Here is a 15,640-nt window from a genome sequence, read left to right as displayed (position 1 = left end):
CCAACCGAACCAAGATGATCGCGCGCTCAGGCTTCTCCCAGCTTCCGCTCAGCCTCCCCTAACGTGAATACGCCATAACGTCGAGCCACACCGCTCCGCCCTGTCCAGTTAATCCATTGCGGCACAAGCATTTTAGAAATCCGCGCGATCATCAGCCATCCGGGGCGGCATCCCATCAGGTGGTACAGCAAACCCTGCGCGACAGTCGCAATAAACGCGTCCATCGGTCGGATCGTCACCCAAAAAGTGAGATAGCCCACCATGGTAGTTACCTTCAGTAACTTCTCCGCACGTCTCAACACCAAGGTTGGGCCGGTTGGCGACCCAACCAGTTGTCCTGACACAGCCACTCCATGAACACATTCCAACGTCGGATGCCTGCCCTGCGCCGACCCCCACCCGGCTCATGACTGAGCCCTCCCGCGCCACTGGTGGGTGACCGGTCTGATGGAGCTCAGTTGTGCGCTCGCTGCTGCGAGCCCGTACTCGGTGAACACAGCTTCTCTGCCACGCCGTCGTTCGATGCCGCCCTCAGCACGTTCGACGAGTTCCGTGGATAATGAGATGTGGGCCCTACCCGCAGTTCATTTGGCAAGTCGGGTGTCGGAATGATGTTTGTCGGCTTCGTTGGTCGTCTGTCTGTGGGGTGGCGCGAGCCCGGTTGGGCCGCGCCTGAGCGGCTGGGAGTCGATCGTGGTTGAGCGCTATCGCAGCTTCGTCGACGTCTACGTTCTCCTGCGCCGAGCTGATGGCCGTGTCCTGTTGATGGAGCGCGCCAACACCGGATATGCCGACGGGCAGCTCTGCCCGCCCAGCGGTCACCTTGAGGAAGGTGAGTCGGTGATGGCCGGAGCAATCCGAGAGGCGCATGAGGAGGTCGGTGTTGTCATCACGCCAGCTGATCTGACCTTCGTCCATGTAGTGCACCATCGAAGCCCGGAACAGGTGGGCCGCGTCGGCTTTTTCTTCCTCGTCGATACTTGGGACGGCGAACCGACCAATCGCGAGCCGCATAAATGTGCTGGTCTCCTTTGGGTCGAGCCAGCTGATCCGCCCGCAGCAACCGTCCCCTATAGCGCTGCGGCCCTTCTCCAAATCGCCCAAGGACGCCAGTTCTCCCTCGATGGCTGGACAGAACTGGCCGAGATCACTGAATCTGTTCCACCAAAGGTGTTGCTGTGGAACGTCATCGAAGAGAACAATCTGCCCGGTTAGGACGGTGAAGAGTTCAGTGGCCTGTCATAGAGTTCAGTGACGGCTATCGGCAGATGGTCGTGAGACGCCACGAAACCTCAGTAAGCAGCGATGGGGCTATGGTGTTGACGTGGAACTCCGCGAGTCGTCAGGTTCGTCGGCGTTAACCGAACCGTCGGTGCCGTCCGCACTCCGCGAGATTCGTAATGCTCTTGTCGGTTCAGAACGTGTCGACTTCGAGCGCCGTTACGGCGAGGAGTTGGTGGCCGCAGCCTCGTCACTGGACCTGACGGGCGTATTCGCGGTGTTGGACAGCTTCCGCGAGGTCGCCGAGATCACCCGACGTCACGGCACCGACGCGCACATCCGGATGCTCGCTCACGTCACGGACCTCCAGCAGGGTCGGGATGTCGCCAATACCACCGCCGCGGCCACGCACCGAGCGGAGATCTACGCCAAGCTCGGCTTGTAGGCCGATGACTTCCTACGAGATCGCTTCCGGCGCCCGCGAACGGATCGATGGCAATCTCAACGATCGCGCTGGTGTCCTATGCCGATCCGACAACTAACGAGTGCTGGCGGCCATCTGATGGGAGATGGCCGCTAGCAACACGCAGGTACGGCGGTCGGTGCCAATAGGCTTCAGGCCGCTTGCAGTGAGGCGGAAGCCTTTCGCAAGGCCGTGCGGCGGTTGGTTTCGGCCTTGGCGCGTTCACCGCGCCGGAGTTGATCATCCTGTATGCGAATCCACCCCTGGGTTATTAGCCATCGTTGTTGCGCCCGGCCGTCGGCGGCGCTGAAGAACAACGGGATGCCCTTCCGGTCGGCGGTTGACGCGGCGATCTGCTCCCAGCTCGGGCTTTGATCCCCATGGAGTCGTCGATAGATTCCGATGTAGCGGGCGACGAGGTGGCCCACAGTTGCTGCGGAAGCGGGCGAGACATGGTCGCCGTGGAAGCGGTTGTAAAACCGTCGGCCGGTGCACAGGGAGCGAGGGGTGCGATTCGATGTGATCCACCCGGCCCGGTCGAGGATGGTGAATGTCGGTTTCCTGGCCAGCCGATACTCGGGCACCTCGCCGAGTGCCAGGATCCACCAGTCCACAACTGGGTCGGATTGCCAGGCTTCCTGCCAGGTCGGGCCGACGCCGTAATTGGCCCATTGCAGCGAGATGGACGACGACATCGCCTCACCGAGTGAGTCGACATCGGTGCGAATCAACGCCTCGAACTGTTTGATCTCAACCCGCTCCTCGTCGCGGACTGCACAGACCCTATTGCCCGGCAGGGTCGTCACCGCAGCGTTCACTGCGTCCGGCGTCGGTACCTGCCCGGCCTCCAGCAACTCGATGATGACCGCGGCAGCTTCGCCGGTGTACAGCGCTAGATCCAGCGGCGCACGTTTGGCGAAGCCATAGCGAGCCGGGTCGATCGCTCGCGACAACCGTGCTGCGGCGACGGTATCGCCGGCCAACTCAGTGGCGGTCAGCCAAGACTGGGCCGTCTGGTCGACGCCGGCCCGGCGTCCTTTCAAAATCACTGTGGACAACGCTCTAGCTCCGATCTCGTGTGATGTGGTCAGTCACTCGAAGCGAGTCGATCCACGACGGACGCTCGCCGAGCTCGGCTTGCGCGGACTGCTCAGATCGGTCCGGTCGTGAGGGGCGCACGTGGCGTCGGGACGAGCATAGTACGACATTTATGCATGGGATGAAAGAGCATAGGACGTTTACGCTCTGGATCATTATGCGCGGGACGTATGTGGTTGGTCCCGTATGTCGAGCCCAGGCAAGCCACCCCGCAATCCGACCGCTATGGCGTTCGGAGCGCGGGTGCGTGCCCGGCGCACCGAGCTCGGGTGGAGTCAGGAAGTGGCTGCACACGAGTGCGGCGTCCACTGGACTTATCTAGGTCAGGTCGAACGCGGGCGGCGCAGCCCGCGGGTCGAAAATATTATGAGGTTCGCGATGGGGTTGCAGACGACACCAGGCCAACTGATGGATGGTCTGCCTGTGCCGCCAGCGCCTTGAGCGCCTGCTTGTGTCGACAGCACGTCAATACTGGCTCTGGCACACATTTCGTGATCGGTTATGCCTACGGAACGGCGCGCAGGCTCTCATGGCGTGGGTAGCTTGGGTCTCCGCGATTTCCAGCCGCTACTTGTGTGCGGCAGGTCTACGAGTTCAGATACTCGCGGTACTGCCAGCACCCGCATACGGCAAACACGAGAGCGAAGGCGAAACCTATGCTATTGCCGATCGCGCCGAGGACTACCAACATGGACGCCAAAACAGCGTTTAGAACCGCGAGCACAAGATGGCCGACATGTCCGCGTGCTGGAGGCTGGCGAGGGGTTCCCCCGGTGGCACCAATAGCTTGATTTGCGGCTGCCGTCGCATGCATGCTGTGTCGGGTGTCGGCGAAGACCGCCTTGCTTCGAGACGCCCGTGAACGCTGTTGATGCAAAGCCGCGCTCGCTACGGGCACGTGCCCGTTCGAGGCTCCAGACCGTCGCTGAGCGATCTGTCCTCTCTTGTGAGCTTTATTGCGATTCTTCGCAATAAGTTTGGCGAGCCGCTCCTCGGTCAGTTCGGGCAGTTCAGCTGAGGTTGCAGGTCGCTGCCGAGGGGTCTGTTCTCTATCGCGCGCCCCCGCAATATGTTTGGCGACGATGTTGATCGGCGTAATAGTTCCGTTCGGAAGGTAGGTGAACAATGCTATGTCGTGCGCGTCGGCGTAATCGACCGCGTGAGCGCTGTAGCCTGAGGCAGCAAAGAAGAGCATCTGCAGATCAAGTCTCATACCTCGTGCGCCAAATAGCCGTTGCAGGTCGGGTCGACCAGCTTGAGCTGTACGCCATTTCACCTGCGCTACGGCCCCAGTAGCGCGGACATCGATGCCGCTGTCTGCGCCGCGTGCGGTCACTTGGGCATCGCGGTATCCGAGCGAACGCATTTGACTCGTTGCGTTCATCTCTGCTTCCTCAGCGGAGCTTATGTGTTCCACGTGCGTACTCCCCTGCCGCGCAACGTCTCTGGGCCTTGCGAGTCTTTGCCTCCGGCCCATCGTGGCCTGGCTTGACTCACACTAGTTCAGGCGGGTGGCCGGATGACCCGGCTTCTGGCGGCCACTGTCAGCCGGATGACGCTGTCGCGGCAAATCCGGCGCGCGCCCGGCCACCGTTGCCCCTACGTTTGCGGTGGGCGGTCTGATCGCTGCCTTCGGGAGCTGCTGCGCCCCCGGCGGCGCAGATCCACGAACCGAGGCCGCCAGGAGAGCTGATCACGAAATATGTGCCAGAGCCAGGATTCAGCTGCCGTTGACAGCTTGAGATATGTCCGATCAGATCAGCATGGACAGCGTCACCGCGGGCTCTCGGTCACATTAGAAGTCGAGCGCACACCCACTGCCTAGTCGGCGCCCCAACCGAGGGGCCGATCGTTGATGCGGTCAGCTACCCAGGCTGAGACCAGTTGGCTTGGGCCGAGATCTTGGGCCCGGCCGAGCTGTTCGAAGCGCTTGTACAGGCTGGCGGGCAGCCTCAGGAAGATCTTCCGGACAATCACGATCTCCTGATCGACTGGTGGCAGCTCGATTGGCGCGGCGTCGGGGTCCACGCGCACGTTCTTGAGGAACTCGTCGCGCCAGTCGGGTCCGTAAGCCGCCCGCATCTGGGCTTCGAGCTCCTCCATGGGGTCGGTCTCCCCTTCGGTCCATGGATCCTTCACAGTCAATCCCTCCAGTCTCGTGAACAGTTGAGTCAAGCCATGGGTCCAGCTCTCGGCGCAGACCGCCAGCAAGGCCGGCCCGCACCGGGGGCACTGGGTATAACGAGTTGCAAACTCGATATCCCCAGTGCCCAGCGCGGGCTACGCTGATCTACCGGAGGTTGCCTAGGTGCACGGTGCAGCTGTCTCGGTGGTGATGATGATCGTGGATATCGCCTCGAGCCCGGGTCGCGAGTTGATCCGCCCGATCAGTGATTCGGTGCGGGCGCGGATGGCCGATGCCCAGGGCAACGAAACGGTCGAGATCACTAGCGTTGTGTTGTTCAGTCCAGCTGGGATCGGCATCTCGTTCCGGTCGAGCAAGGGCTCGTCAGCGAACTCGGCAGTGATTGCGCTGAGCCACACGTCTTCGATCGGGTGGCGGCGCAGCGGCTCTTGTGCTTGGCCGCAATCGTTGATGTGTGCGGTTTTCATCAGATGTGGTCGGCAGATGACGCAGGGGATTGGTTTCTTGTCGTCATCCTTGCCGAGCCAGCCGTTGTGGCAGCCGTGGGCACTCACGTAATGCACTACTGATCGGCCCCTTCAGTTGTCACGCGGCTTCGCCGTCGTCGTCGGATTCGTCGGATTCGTCGTTCGGTCGGCCGGCGGGATGATTGTGGATCCAGGCGAGGCTGCCGAGATCGAGGTGCAGACGAGCTCGAGTTACTGCGACGTAGGCCAGGCGGGCATCGTCGTCATGGATGGGTCCGGGCTGTCCGTCATCAGTCTTCGCCGGCTCGTTGAAGTCGCTGGCGATGCGGAGTTTCCTCCATTCACGCCCCTTCGCTTTGTGTGCGGTGGAGATCGTCAATTGAGCGCTGGGTTCATCGCTGAGCTTGTTGATAGCGGCCAGAATCGCTTCGACACCGTGTTCGTCGATGAGCTTGACGAACGGGAGAAGATCGCCGCCCTGGGGGTCGCCGCTCGCGTAGTACTGCACCTCTCCCCACGATTCGAACAACGAGAGTTCATGATGGGTTGCGCGCCGTCCAGCTTTGAGGTCGCGAGCGGCTTCGGCGAGCGAGCGCAACGTGCCACCCCCACCGACCAGAGCAACCTTGATGCCCGCATCGAGGGCCGCGATCACTTCGCACATCGCTCCCGCGTTGGTCCGGCAGACAATCGCGTCGGGTTCATCGACAACCCCGACCTCGGTGGACAACTGCTCGCTGCCAGTGAGTCGGATCGGCGCGTCGATGGCATGTAGCCACAGATTCGCGACGTCGGCTACCGCGGCCCCGAAACGGAACGACTGCGTCAGGCCCAGATGCATCCCGTCGAAGCCGGACATGACGTCACGAGCTCCGCGCCACCCATAGATCGCCTGCGCTGAGTCACCCACCATGATCAGCTGTGCCCGGCCTCGTTGGGCGATGAAGATCTGCTCGATACACGGGTTCGTATCCTGTGCTTCGTCGAGCAGAAGAAATTCATAGTCCAGCTCCGGAAGGGTGAGGGCCCACATCTTCAGGTAATGATCGTGCTCGAACCGCACGTGTCCGAATGTGGGGTTCTGAAGATCGTTCCATGCTCGCCGGGCGAAGGGCAGGATGAGATTCGTGAAAGCGTGGTGGTGTTCGTCGGTTTCGATGCCCCGCATCCGCGGCACGTGCCGAGCGTTGATCGTGTCGTCGCCGGAGTGGCAGTACTTGGCCACCGCTCTCATCGTGGCGTAGTACTGGGCGGAGACACTTGCAAGTCGTTCCCCGATGCGGACTTCGTTGCGTATACCGAGCTCGACGGCTACTTGACGTGACGGGGTTCGTGGGGCATTGAGTCGGTCACGGTAGCGCTGTCCGACTGCTCCGAAGGCCAGCGAATGCGTTGTGCGGCAGTCGATATTGCGTGGGAAACGCCGACGGGCTTCGTCGGCGACAGCCTTGTTGAATGCGATGTACAGCCCCCGCCTCGGGGTACTCGCCCCCAGCAACTGCAGCGTGGTTGTCTTGCCGGTTCCTGCGCCAGCCTGGATAGCGAGGTGCTTGTCGGTCCCGAAGGCAGCCATGGCCGCATGCTGCTCCGGTGTCGGTTCCCCAGCAACAACTTTCGGTCCGGCTACAGCCGCATTTCCCGTGGCGAGGGCCGGTGCGAGACCGGTCGGCGCCCTGGTATCAGCCCGTTCCGGGCCGAGGATCTTGATGTTGGAGATGAGCTTGTCACCCGCGGCACCGTTGATCATCGCGATCAGCTGGGCTGATGTGATCCGAAGATGAGCAGTCCGTGCCTTCGTCGCGCACTGGACGGTCAGCACTCCGCCTACCAACGACGTGGGCGTGGCCGTCGCCGCGGTGTCTTGGCCGAGGAGCTCTGCCCACCTCTGCTGGATGAAGCACAGTCCGGATTGTGCGGTGGCTCTCTGCGTATCTGCCGGTGAGGGAAATGGGACAGGTTCGGTTGTATTCAGGCCTTTCTGTGCCACCGGCTGCGCGGTCGCGTTGTCCTTTTTTCCGACGGCGCGCCCAGGCCGTTGCCGGTTTGCGGGCTTTCGTTGCGATCTCTTACTCATGACTGAGATTTGTACACTCAGGTTCGCTTAAAATAACGGATATTTACCCCGGCGTGTTATGTCGGAATCATGCATGTAATTCGCTGACTCCTACCTGTTGAGGCTGTTCAGGAAGGTCTTCGGATATTTGTGCCGATATCTGCCGGATGGCTGTAAAAATACTCTGCGCACGCCATTTGACTAGAATGCAGTACGCATTCTAGCTAAATGAAAGAACTATTTCCGTGCCTGGATGTCGTTTCTCAAGCCTTCAGATTTTACTGAATGCTTGAATTCTGGAATTGCAACCATTTAAGAACAGCTTGAGTATGTGCTACTCCTATCGTCCTTTGTCCTTCGATCGGCGGGGTCATCACCGGCGCCGTGTTGTCGTGCCGGATCGGTCTTCGGCGGCGGCTCCGCGCTGGAGCGGGGCCGCCGGCCTGCCGGTTGAAGGCAGCCGGAATCCCCCGAGTGGATCTCCACTCCCGCGAGCCTGCCCGAGCCCACGCGAGCGAGCAGGTACGGTGACACCTGGGTCGTTTCGAATACTGACGATTCACGCGCGGAACCCCGCCCGCGCCCTCGACAAGCATCGGGCGGGGTTTCACCTTCCTGAGCCGACGTCGCAGCGCGCCGTGAACCGACCGCAAGGGCGGGCGGCGACTCAGCTACACAGTGGCGGGGACCAATGGGAACACGACGGTCGTCCTGTCGCGCTCAACCTCTGCCGCGCCAACGAACTGCCGCGCGCCTGCGGCTTCGAAGTATGCGGGGCTATTCGGCGGCTCCAGCCATATTGCCGTCGGCGGAGCTGCTGCCGAGGTCGGTGTAGGTTGCGGATCATATCGCCACGACGCTCGACCGACTCGCGATACTCCGCTTCCTTCCTTGGCCGCCAGCTTGACAAGGGCTCGGTGGATGGCGTGTCCGGGCCGCATCGGCTCGGCCCACCCGCGTTCGATCATCCATGTCGCCAGATCGCGCACCGCCAAATCCTGTCCAGGATGGGAAGCTAGCGCACCCTGCAGCAACTTCGTCAACGTGCCGGCTGGTGCGCGACTTCCTGAGGCCCGCTTGGGTTGTTGACTCGACGGCCGTTTGGGTGAGGGTGCCCGCTGTCCGGCGGGCGAATCGGGGGCTGGCCCGGCAGGCGACAAGGCCATCAACCGCTGGCACACCGTCTGGGTGGCTTTGCTCGGGTAGACCGAATCCCCCAGAGCTTGTGCGGCCTCGAAGAACTTCGCCAGGTGCTCCATGATCTCGCGCGCTGCACGCTCTTGCTCGACGATGGCAGCGTACGACCCACGTACACGCTTCATGATGGCCTTTCACTGTGGGTAGATTGAATACATTTCCACGCGCGATACTGCGGTGTTCCCCTCCAACAGCGGGGGTAGCCCTCGACGGGGCCATTTGATCACACAACGTGTCAAGGCCGTGGACGCCACGCCCGAGAGGCTTCGATGATGTGGCGAGTGGAGTAGGCGGCCTGCTCGAGCCTGTGGGAGTCTCGCCACCGAGGATTGCCGCCGATCACCGTGTCATGTTCGGTGCTTGTGCTCGGATGTCACGGCCTGGGCATACGCCATCGGACTGCACCACCATCCCGGTGGTCTTGCACCCGACACAGCGACCAAGCCACAAGGGGGTTCGATCAAGGGAGCATTCGGTGCACCTCGGGTGCGATTGTCGGTTCACCTACATCTCGAAGGATCGGTCCTCAGAACCGGCAGACTCCCCGGGTGGATGAGGTAGTGGCTATAGCCCGCTTGTACGGGGCACCGATGAGATCTCTGTGTCGAGAGCATGCGCAGATGCTTGACACTCGAATCCCCTGGGGCGTAGGAAGTTTCGGGGGAGCGATCTGCTAGGGACCGCGAGCTGCGTCGGCACCTGGCGGCCCTGCGCCATGTCGAGGAGGCTTCCGGTGACGGCGCGGTGACCCGCTGGCATCTCGGTAGCAGCCATCCGGCGTGAACGGGGCTGCTCAGGCTCTGTGGTGTTCGCAGAGCTCACTGGCGGCAACCGTGGACAACCCGGCAGGGTGTTCGGAGAGGCGTCAGGGCTCGAGCCACCCCTGGCGTCGCTTGCGCGCGTAGTAGTCGTCTTCTTCGTCCCAGTCGTCATTGTCTCGGTCCGTAGCTGACCCCGTTGATGTCTTTGTGACTGGCGCAGACAGTGGCGCGCGATGAGGACTCTCTATTCCCGGTGTTGTCGTGGGAGTGGTCCAGCGTCGCTCGTGCGCATCCGATTGCGCCGCCGTCGGCTGCACCGTGGCGCGCGTCAGGGGGTCTGGCTGAACGGTCATGTCCACTACTCGGGCGACCTGTGGATCGTCCATCAGTTCCTGCATCGCCGTCGCGGCACGCGGTTCGGCATCCTGAACTGCCTGCTGGTATGCGTGCAAGATCAGGTTGCACAGTCCGTTCGGGCCACCTGCGATGGCTTGGGCGTCGATCGATATTGCCTGCAGGTGGCCTTTCGAATCGACCTCGATTGATACGCCACCGGTCCGGGCCGACCCTCGGATCTGAGCCAATGCCTGCTGCGCTCGCAGGATCTTGATACCGACCTCGTCGTGGGGACTCGACATGATCAGCCTTCCGTCAGTTGGCGGGCGGGATGTGCGGTTCCAGCACGGTCGCTATGCGTGTCAGATCAGTGCACGGGTCTGGTCGTTCGGCATTCATGTCATTGAACTCGAAGGTGACATATCCGCCGACGGTATCAAGCCTCATGAGACACACGAACTTTCGATTCTCACCGGTTCGATGGTCCAGGTCGCCGCGATGGGTGCCGACGGTGATCGGCGCCAAATCCCGGTCCTTTCCCTTCTTCCATTCCGCGGCGCCGTCACCGCTGGCGTAACGGATACCGAGAGAAAAGTCGGGATTGGCCTGGCTGAGCCACGTGCAACTTTCCCCGGGGAACTGTCCTTGCGACTTCCGTTCTGGATTCACTCCAGCGTCGCGCAACGTGGTGTCAGGAAACGCGGAGCAGGGATCCCATGGCGGCGCCTCTGCTGGTCTGTGGTCCCCGTCGCATGCCGTGATGAGGACAGTAGTCGCGGCTAAGGCTGCGGTGAGGGCGGTGATGGCTTTGGATTTCGAGTGGACTGAGCAGCTGATGGTCGCCATCTCACTTCCACTGGTTGACGTGGGCGGGCACCTTGTCGCCTCGCAGTACGGAGACGAATAACTGTTGGTCAGCGGTGGTCATGTTGCCGCCGAAGACGATCTGATTGATCTCGTTGTCCCCTGATCGGGCGTCGATGACGTACTGATTGGAGTCGTCCCTGTTCAGGCCGGCCCCCTCGAGAATCTTGGGGACCGAAGCAAGATCACCGCTTTTGAGATCTTCGAAGGGTTTGAGAGCGCCGTGGTCGGTGAAGTTGCCGGGCAGCGCGTTGGGGTCGACGCGGCCTGCGTCGACGAGTGATTGCAGCATCGTGTATCGGCGGCCGGCGTCAGCGCGTACATCGGTTTGCTGTTCGGTGAGGTCGAAGTTGTCGTAGCTGATGGCTGGGTAGGGAGTGGAGGGTTTGTCGTTGATTGCGCCTACCGTGGGGTCTTTGAGGAAGGCCTCGATGGAGTTCGCCATCGGGGACCACACGTACTTCTCATAGGGCAGGGCCTTGACTCCCAGGTTGATGTACTCCTTGGCGGTCATGAATCCGGCGCCGAGCTGCTCTTTGCGGTGGGCACTTGCCGATTGATCGTCATAGCCGTGCAGTCCACTCTCGGCGGCGATACCGCCTTCGACGAGCCCGCGTAAGCGACCTGACTCGAGGGCCAGTTCCGGTCCTCCTTGCCCGAGGGCGAACGCGCGATCGAAGTTGTGCGCTTGGGCTATGGCGGCCCCGTTGATGATTGCCGCAGCCTTCGGATCGCCGTCGAGTAAGGTAAAGATGCGCGTCGATTCGACTGGGTTCAATGTGCCGAATCCGTGTGTGCCGGTGAGGTTTTCCGCCGCACCTGCCATGTTGCCGACGTAGGGTGCGAGTGCCCCGGCGACGTGTTGGGCCACGCCTGGGGTCATTTGCGCGCCGTGGGGCATCTTGAGGTCGGCGGAGTTCTCACCAGTGGACAGGACGTTGAAGTTGTTGGTGCCGTCGGAGGAGTGTGTGGTGGACAGGATCTGTGACAAACCGTGCGCGGATCTGCCGGCAAGCTCGGCGTTGGTGAGCTGCGATTGGTAGTGCGGATCGCCGGGCGCGACGGTGACTTGTGCGTCTTGGTGGATCCAGTCGAGCATCGAGTTGATCGCTGGTCCGTTGGGTCCGTCGGGCCAATGCCGTTGCAGTAGCGGCATCACGTCGGTGTCGGCGTGGTAGCCGGAGCCAAGGATCTCCGGGCCGCCTTGGCCGGTGAGGATGGCGGTGGTTCCTTCGTGGTTGCGGGCGGCGATCTCGACGGACTTGCTGATCGAATCATCGAGCGGGTAGCCAGAATCCGGATTCAGCTGGTTGTTGTGGGTCTGCTGCCAGGACAGGTGCGAACCCTGGCGATACAACTCGGTCGAGGTTTTGGTACCCGGTTCGATGCCCTGGTCGGACATGCCGAGTGCGTCGAGCAATTTGTTCTGTTTGGTGAGGAACGCGTTCATGTTCGCGTTCTCGGGACGCTGTCCCATGTCGGGGTATTGCTGGGTGTTGGCGTCGGGCCCTTGGGTGCCGACCCGGGTGGAGATCAGTTGCTTGATATCGGTGGGCAGCCGGTCGTAGCTACCTGGCGAGGTCGGTTTGCCGTTCCTGTCGCGGCCGGTGCCGACCTTCTCGTCGGAGAGCATCAGCAGCGCATTGCTCATGGCCGCCGCGCTGGTCTGTCCAGCCGGGCCTTGGGCTTTGAGCTGTTCGCTGGCGGCGATGAAGCCGTCGGCACCGGCATTGTTGAAGAACTGCTGGGTGAACTCTTGCGTCGCCGCGGGGATGGTGGCGCCGTTGCCTTGGAGGTAGGCGGCGAGCTGTTCGGGGGGCACGCCGGAGGCTTTCATGTCCTCGCCGAGTTCGGTCAGTAGCTCTGGCGGGATCGGCTGGCCGGAGGCAACAGCGTCATGGATCTTCTTGCCCAGGGCCGCTCCTGCCGGCCCGCTCAGTGGTGTACCACCGCTGTCCTTGCCCCCGCCGGGGCCGCCGTGCGCGGCGAGGTCGTCGAGGCCTGCCGCGATAGTGGCTTTCGCCGCTGCGATCGCTGAGCCGGCATTGGCCAGCTGCTCTTTGAGGCGGGTCTGAAAATCGGCGGCCGCGCGATTGAGGTTGCCCTGCATCATCGCAGCCGTTGGGTCGGTCTTGGCGTTCGGGAAATCCGGTGCCGTCACACCGCCGTCGGGCCACACCGACATACCGGCGCTGGAAGCTTCGCCATGGATCTTGACCAGTGCGGCCTTGTACCCGGCAATCGTCGATCCAGCGGAGATGAACGACTGGGCGACGGCATCGGCGGCACGGAAGGCCCTGGACGCAGCGAGGAATTCGGTCAGAGCACGCGCTGAGGCCGCGGAGGCCGCGTTGCCTTGCCAGCGGAGTGCCGTATTGTCCACTGCGCGTTGAGCTTCGGCCATCCGATCCGAGAAGTTCTTCCCGGCGGCTTCCAGGTCGTTGCCGGCCTGAGTCAGGGTCTCGGGCTGCCAATTGTAGACCTGGCCGAGGGTTGGAATTTGGATCGTCATAGCTCTGCCCGCAGCTTGTTCAGCTGGTCGGTAAACGCTTGTTCGACGGTCTCGTAGTCGGTGGCGCTGGTAGCGGCGGCATCGGACATCGCTCGAAGGCTGTCGGCTTGTCGCCCAAAGGTGGCAGTGAACTTTTGGGCCACATCGGTGGCCACTTCGCCGAGACCACTGTCGGGCATCACTACCTGCGTAAGACCGGGCATCGGTATGTGCGCGATGGCATCGGCCTTGCCCGACAAGTCCTGCGCCAACTGTCGTAGCGCATCGAGATCGGCCTGCAGCATTTCCCCCAACAGACGTACCTCTCCCTCGCAGATATCAGTCTGGGGCCGACGCTATCACAGGATTACTGGACGATGCCGGGTGTGGATGCTGCCAAGATTTGAGAGTGAAATAGGCAGCTGAGCTGGGCCGATTCAGTATGGACTGAGCTGGTGATTAGCGGATTTCGGCGAGCTGGGCGAGGTGCTGGGCGAGCTCGCTGTCGCCGACGGGGGTGAGTGTCATGTCATGACCGATAGTGAGCAAGTAACGGCCGTCGCTGGTGAAGTCCAGCCAGGTGCGGTGCCGCGGCGGCGGTGACATCGGATCCTCTGGGGCGACAGTGATAGTGAAGTAGCCGCGAGCGTCGATCGGTCGGCGCAAGACGTGCCGAAACCGTTTGGCGCGGCGACTGTCCTCGGTCTCTTGCCATTGGCTTGCATCGGTGAACAACACCGACCGCCGAGCTTCTCGCAGGGCGTCGAGCCTGCCCGCAGGCGCCGAGCCGATCGCGGTAATCAGGTGTTTGGCGACGTTGCGGGCGTGGCAGGACACCACCGTGACCGTGTCGGTCGTGGCAAGGATGGCCGCGCCCCAGTCAGAGAAGGCGGCTCCCAGCGCCAGGATCGGGTCAGGCAGTCGCTGTCCGCCGAGGTAGCGGTCGCCGAACACCGCGATCGTCGTGACATCGGTACGGGCGAGGAACGTCAATGTGCCGGTCAGGTCCGGGTCACCGTTGAGCGGGAACCGCTCGGCGAGTTGCAATGCCGCCCTTGCGCTTTCAGTGCCTACCGTGCCCCTGGGTGCGAGATTGATCGGGTATGGACGGCGATCGTGCCTGGTCTCGGTCGCCCAGACATGACTGAATTCGTCCGGGGTGAACACCCACCGCACTAGCCATCTCCTCGTGTCCTGTTATCGGACTTCCCACTTGGGGGTGGCTCGTCGTCGGTTGCGTCCCAACCGATGACCGCGGGCATCGTCGGATCGACCTGGACGAGCTCCTCGTGCGTACGCCGCAAATAGTCAGGGCTGCCCTTGCTGCGGTCAGAATCTGAACCTTGTCCACGGCTTGCCCCCGGCATCCCGCTCATCGGCGCGGTCGAACTGCCCGTTGTTGAGCGGACACCAGCGGGGACGGCTGGGTTGGTTCCCGCAGGTGACTGTGGTTGTCCAGGTATCGAGATCCCTGGGCCGCCTGGGCGATTGCCGGGCGATCCGGGGGCGCCGCTGGTGACCCGAGGGGTACTCGGTACTCGGGAGCCGGGCGATCCGGGGACGGAAGGCACTGTGGGCGAAGGTGATGCCTGCGTTTTGTCCACAGGGTTGACGCCTGCGGGGACCGTCGGTGTGTTCGGGGTTGACGACGGCTTCGTTGCGTTCGTTGCGGCAGGGTCATTCAGTGACGATGTCGTCGTCTGCGCAGGCGTCGTGGCGTTGTTTGGTTGCGGATTTTCTCCAGGCGGCTGCTCGGCTGGCTTGCCGTCTCCGGTCTCGCCATTCCCGTCTCCGGGTTCACTATTTTTGCTGTTTTTGGTGGGGTCTCCGGCACTGTTGCCACCGTCGACTCCGCCGGGGCTCTCACTCGGCTGCTGATTGACATCACCAGGGCTCGGCGCGCCAGGGCCAGGGGGCAGCGGAACGAACCGGGGAACACTGTCACCGGAGGCAGGCATGGTCGGGTTGTACACGAAGTTCATCGTGTCCTGCGCGCTTGCTTGGGCTTCGGCTGCCGCGACGTTGTAGGCCGTGCGCCGGGCCGCTCCGTCCGCGGACTCCTTCACCGGGTCGGGGTCCTCCTGATATGGCGGAGGCGGCGGCGGGATCGCGGATTTGACCGTCTGCGCGGCGCTGGAATTGAGGGCAATCAGGCGCTGAACCGTCCGGGCTGTGTCGTGCTGTTCGGCTCCTGCGCTCACGAACGCGGCGGTCGACTGCTGGGCGGTCGAGGCGAATGCGCCTGACCAGGAAGCGAACTCGCTCTTCACCTCGCGGGAGAATGCGTCGAACAGTTCGTGCAGCTTGTCGGCCCGGTAGCTCCATTCACTCGCGATCTGTCCCATCGCACCCGGATCCAGCTTCTCGTGCACCAGATCCCAGATCTGCTGGTGTATGTAGCTGTCGAACGATTCGCGATCGGGAACATAAGCCGGGTCGACCCCTGCGGCCCCGAATCCGCTCACGTGAGCAAGCTGGCTCTGCTGCTCGCGAATGTCGTCAGCGATCTCTTTGCTCGTCCGTCTGCCCACGACGCCCTCCCG

At 62.5% G+C, this 15,640-nt stretch carries 15 protein-coding genes; 3 read left to right on the top strand and 12 right to left on the bottom strand.

The window, feature by feature from the left end; genetic code table 11:
- Nucleotides 1-26 precede the first annotated feature (26 nt).
- The gene (locus tag ACQPW1_RS21760) at nt 27-263 is read right to left on the bottom strand and encodes a hypothetical protein (RefSeq protein ID WP_433664520.1); all 237 of its coding nucleotides are present in this window, start codon (nt 261-263) and stop codon (nt 27-29) included.
- 430 nt (nt 264-693) lie between these two features.
- Between ACQPW1_RS21760 and ACQPW1_RS21755 the strand changes: the two genes are divergently transcribed.
- Both ACQPW1_RS21755 and ACQPW1_RS21750 read left to right on the top strand, forming a co-directional pair.
- On the top strand, nt 694-1,215 hold the full coding sequence (locus tag ACQPW1_RS21755) for an NUDIX hydrolase (protein ID WP_433661355.1): 522 nt from the start codon (nt 694-696) through the stop codon (nt 1,213-1,215).
- A gap of 109 nt (nt 1,216-1,324) precedes the next feature.
- A complete protein-coding gene (locus ACQPW1_RS21750; RefSeq protein WP_433661356.1) occupies nt 1,325-1,666 on the top strand; it encodes a DUF6247 family protein in 342 nt (113 codons plus the stop codon).
- Nucleotides 1,667-1,836: 170 nt separating this feature from the next.
- Here ACQPW1_RS21750 and ACQPW1_RS21745 read toward each other — a convergent pair whose 3' ends face one another.
- Entirely contained in the window at nt 1,837-2,733 is an 897-nt protein-coding gene (locus ACQPW1_RS21745; RefSeq protein WP_433661357.1) for a hypothetical protein, read from the bottom strand.
- Nucleotides 2,734-2,968: 235 nt separating this feature from the next.
- Here ACQPW1_RS21745 and ACQPW1_RS21740 point away from each other — a divergent pair, with 235 nt between their 5' ends.
- Nucleotides 2,969-3,223: a helix-turn-helix domain-containing protein gene (locus ACQPW1_RS21740; RefSeq protein ID WP_433664519.1), complete on the top strand. Its 255-nt coding sequence runs from the start codon at nt 2,969-2,971 to the stop codon at nt 3,221-3,223.
- A gap of 145 nt (nt 3,224-3,368) precedes the next feature.
- Here the strand turns inward: ACQPW1_RS21740 and ACQPW1_RS21735 are convergent, their stop codons facing one another.
- The 10 genes from ACQPW1_RS21735 to ACQPW1_RS21690 form a co-directional block, all read right to left on the bottom strand.
- Nucleotides 3,369-4,166 (bottom strand): restriction endonuclease, encoded by a 798-nt coding sequence (locus tag ACQPW1_RS21735; RefSeq protein WP_433661359.1) that lies wholly within the window; start codon nt 4,164-4,166, stop codon nt 3,369-3,371.
- Nucleotides 4,167-4,603: 437 nt separating this feature from the next.
- Nucleotides 4,604-4,885 carry a hypothetical protein gene (locus tag ACQPW1_RS21730; RefSeq protein WP_433661360.1) on the bottom strand — a complete coding sequence of 94 codons (282 nt, stop codon included), beginning with the start codon at nt 4,883-4,885 and terminating at the stop codon, nt 4,604-4,606.
- A gap of 201 nt (nt 4,886-5,086) precedes the next feature.
- Nucleotides 5,087-5,491 (bottom strand): hypothetical protein, encoded by a 405-nt coding sequence (locus ACQPW1_RS21725; protein WP_433661361.1) that lies wholly within the window; start codon nt 5,489-5,491, stop codon nt 5,087-5,089.
- 22 nt (nt 5,492-5,513) lie between these two features.
- The gene (locus ACQPW1_RS21720; RefSeq protein ID WP_433661362.1) at nt 5,514-7,469 is read right to left on the bottom strand and encodes a DciA family protein; all 1,956 of its coding nucleotides are present in this window, start codon (nt 7,467-7,469) and stop codon (nt 5,514-5,516) included.
- A 2,041-nt stretch (nt 7,470-9,510) separates the two neighbouring features.
- Entirely contained in the window at nt 9,511-10,044 is a 534-nt protein-coding gene (locus ACQPW1_RS21715; protein WP_433661363.1) for a YbaB/EbfC family nucleoid-associated protein, read from the bottom strand.
- 13 nt (nt 10,045-10,057) lie between these two features.
- The gene (locus ACQPW1_RS21710) at nt 10,058-10,588 is read right to left on the bottom strand and encodes a DUF3558 family protein (RefSeq protein ID WP_433661364.1); all 531 of its coding nucleotides are present in this window, start codon (nt 10,586-10,588) and stop codon (nt 10,058-10,060) included.
- Nucleotide 10,589: 1 nt separating this feature from the next.
- Nucleotides 10,590-13,118, bottom strand: a complete 2,529-nt coding sequence (locus ACQPW1_RS21705) for a hypothetical protein (protein WP_433661365.1) — start codon at nt 13,116-13,118, stop codon at nt 10,590-10,592.
- Nucleotides 13,115-13,402: a hypothetical protein gene (locus tag ACQPW1_RS21700; protein WP_433661366.1), complete on the bottom strand. Its 288-nt coding sequence runs from the start codon at nt 13,400-13,402 to the stop codon at nt 13,115-13,117. Before ACQPW1_RS21700 ends, ACQPW1_RS21705 begins: the two co-directional genes overlap by 4 nt.
- Nucleotides 13,403-13,556: 154 nt before the next feature.
- Nucleotides 13,557-14,273, bottom strand: a complete 717-nt coding sequence (locus ACQPW1_RS21695; protein WP_433661367.1) for an ESX secretion-associated protein EspG — start codon at nt 14,271-14,273, stop codon at nt 13,557-13,559.
- Nucleotides 14,273-15,628: a hypothetical protein gene (locus ACQPW1_RS21690; RefSeq protein WP_433661368.1), complete on the bottom strand. Its 1,356-nt coding sequence runs from the start codon at nt 15,626-15,628 to the stop codon at nt 14,273-14,275. Before ACQPW1_RS21690 ends, ACQPW1_RS21695 begins: the two co-directional genes overlap by 1 nt.
- Nucleotides 15,629-15,640 lie beyond the last annotated feature (12 nt).

Source organism: Nocardia sp. CA-128927 (assembly GCF_050955855.1).
GTDB lineage: Bacteria > Actinomycetota > Actinomycetes > Mycobacteriales > Mycobacteriaceae > Nocardia.
Note: the sequence above shows the minus strand (reverse complement) of the source record. Positions and strands in the feature narration are given on the sequence as shown.

What these genes read in the sequence shown, in the direction of transcription:
- ACQPW1_RS21760 (WP_433664520.1), bottom strand. Translation starts at nt 263, where the DNA reads ATGGTGGGCTATCTCACTTTTTGGGTGACGATCCGACCGATGGACGCG.
- ACQPW1_RS21740 (WP_433664519.1), top strand. Translation starts at nt 2,969, where the DNA reads ATGTCGAGCCCAGGCAAGCCACCCCGCAATCCGACCGCTATGGCGTTC.
- ACQPW1_RS21735 (WP_433661359.1), bottom strand. Translation starts at nt 4,166, where the DNA reads ATGAACGCAACGAGTCAAATGCGTTCGCTCGGATACCGCGATGCCCAA.
- ACQPW1_RS21730 (WP_433661360.1), bottom strand. Translation starts at nt 4,885, where the DNA reads ATGGAGGAGCTCGAAGCCCAGATGCGGGCGGCTTACGGACCCGACTGG.
- ACQPW1_RS21720 (WP_433661362.1), bottom strand. Translation starts at nt 7,469, where the DNA reads ATGAGTAAGAGATCGCAACGAAAGCCCGCAAACCGGCAACGGCCTGGG.
- ACQPW1_RS21715 (WP_433661363.1), bottom strand. Translation starts at nt 10,044, where the DNA reads ATGTCGAGTCCCCACGACGAGGTCGGTATCAAGATCCTGCGAGCGCAG.
- ACQPW1_RS21710 (WP_433661364.1), bottom strand. Translation starts at nt 10,588, where the DNA reads ATGGCGACCATCAGCTGCTCAGTCCACTCGAAATCCAAAGCCATCACC.
- ACQPW1_RS21705 (WP_433661365.1), bottom strand. Translation starts at nt 13,118, where the DNA reads ATGACGATCCAAATTCCAACCCTCGGCCAGGTCTACAATTGGCAGCCC.
- ACQPW1_RS21700 (WP_433661366.1), bottom strand. Translation starts at nt 13,402, where the DNA reads ATGCTGCAGGCCGATCTCGATGCGCTACGACAGTTGGCGCAGGACTTG.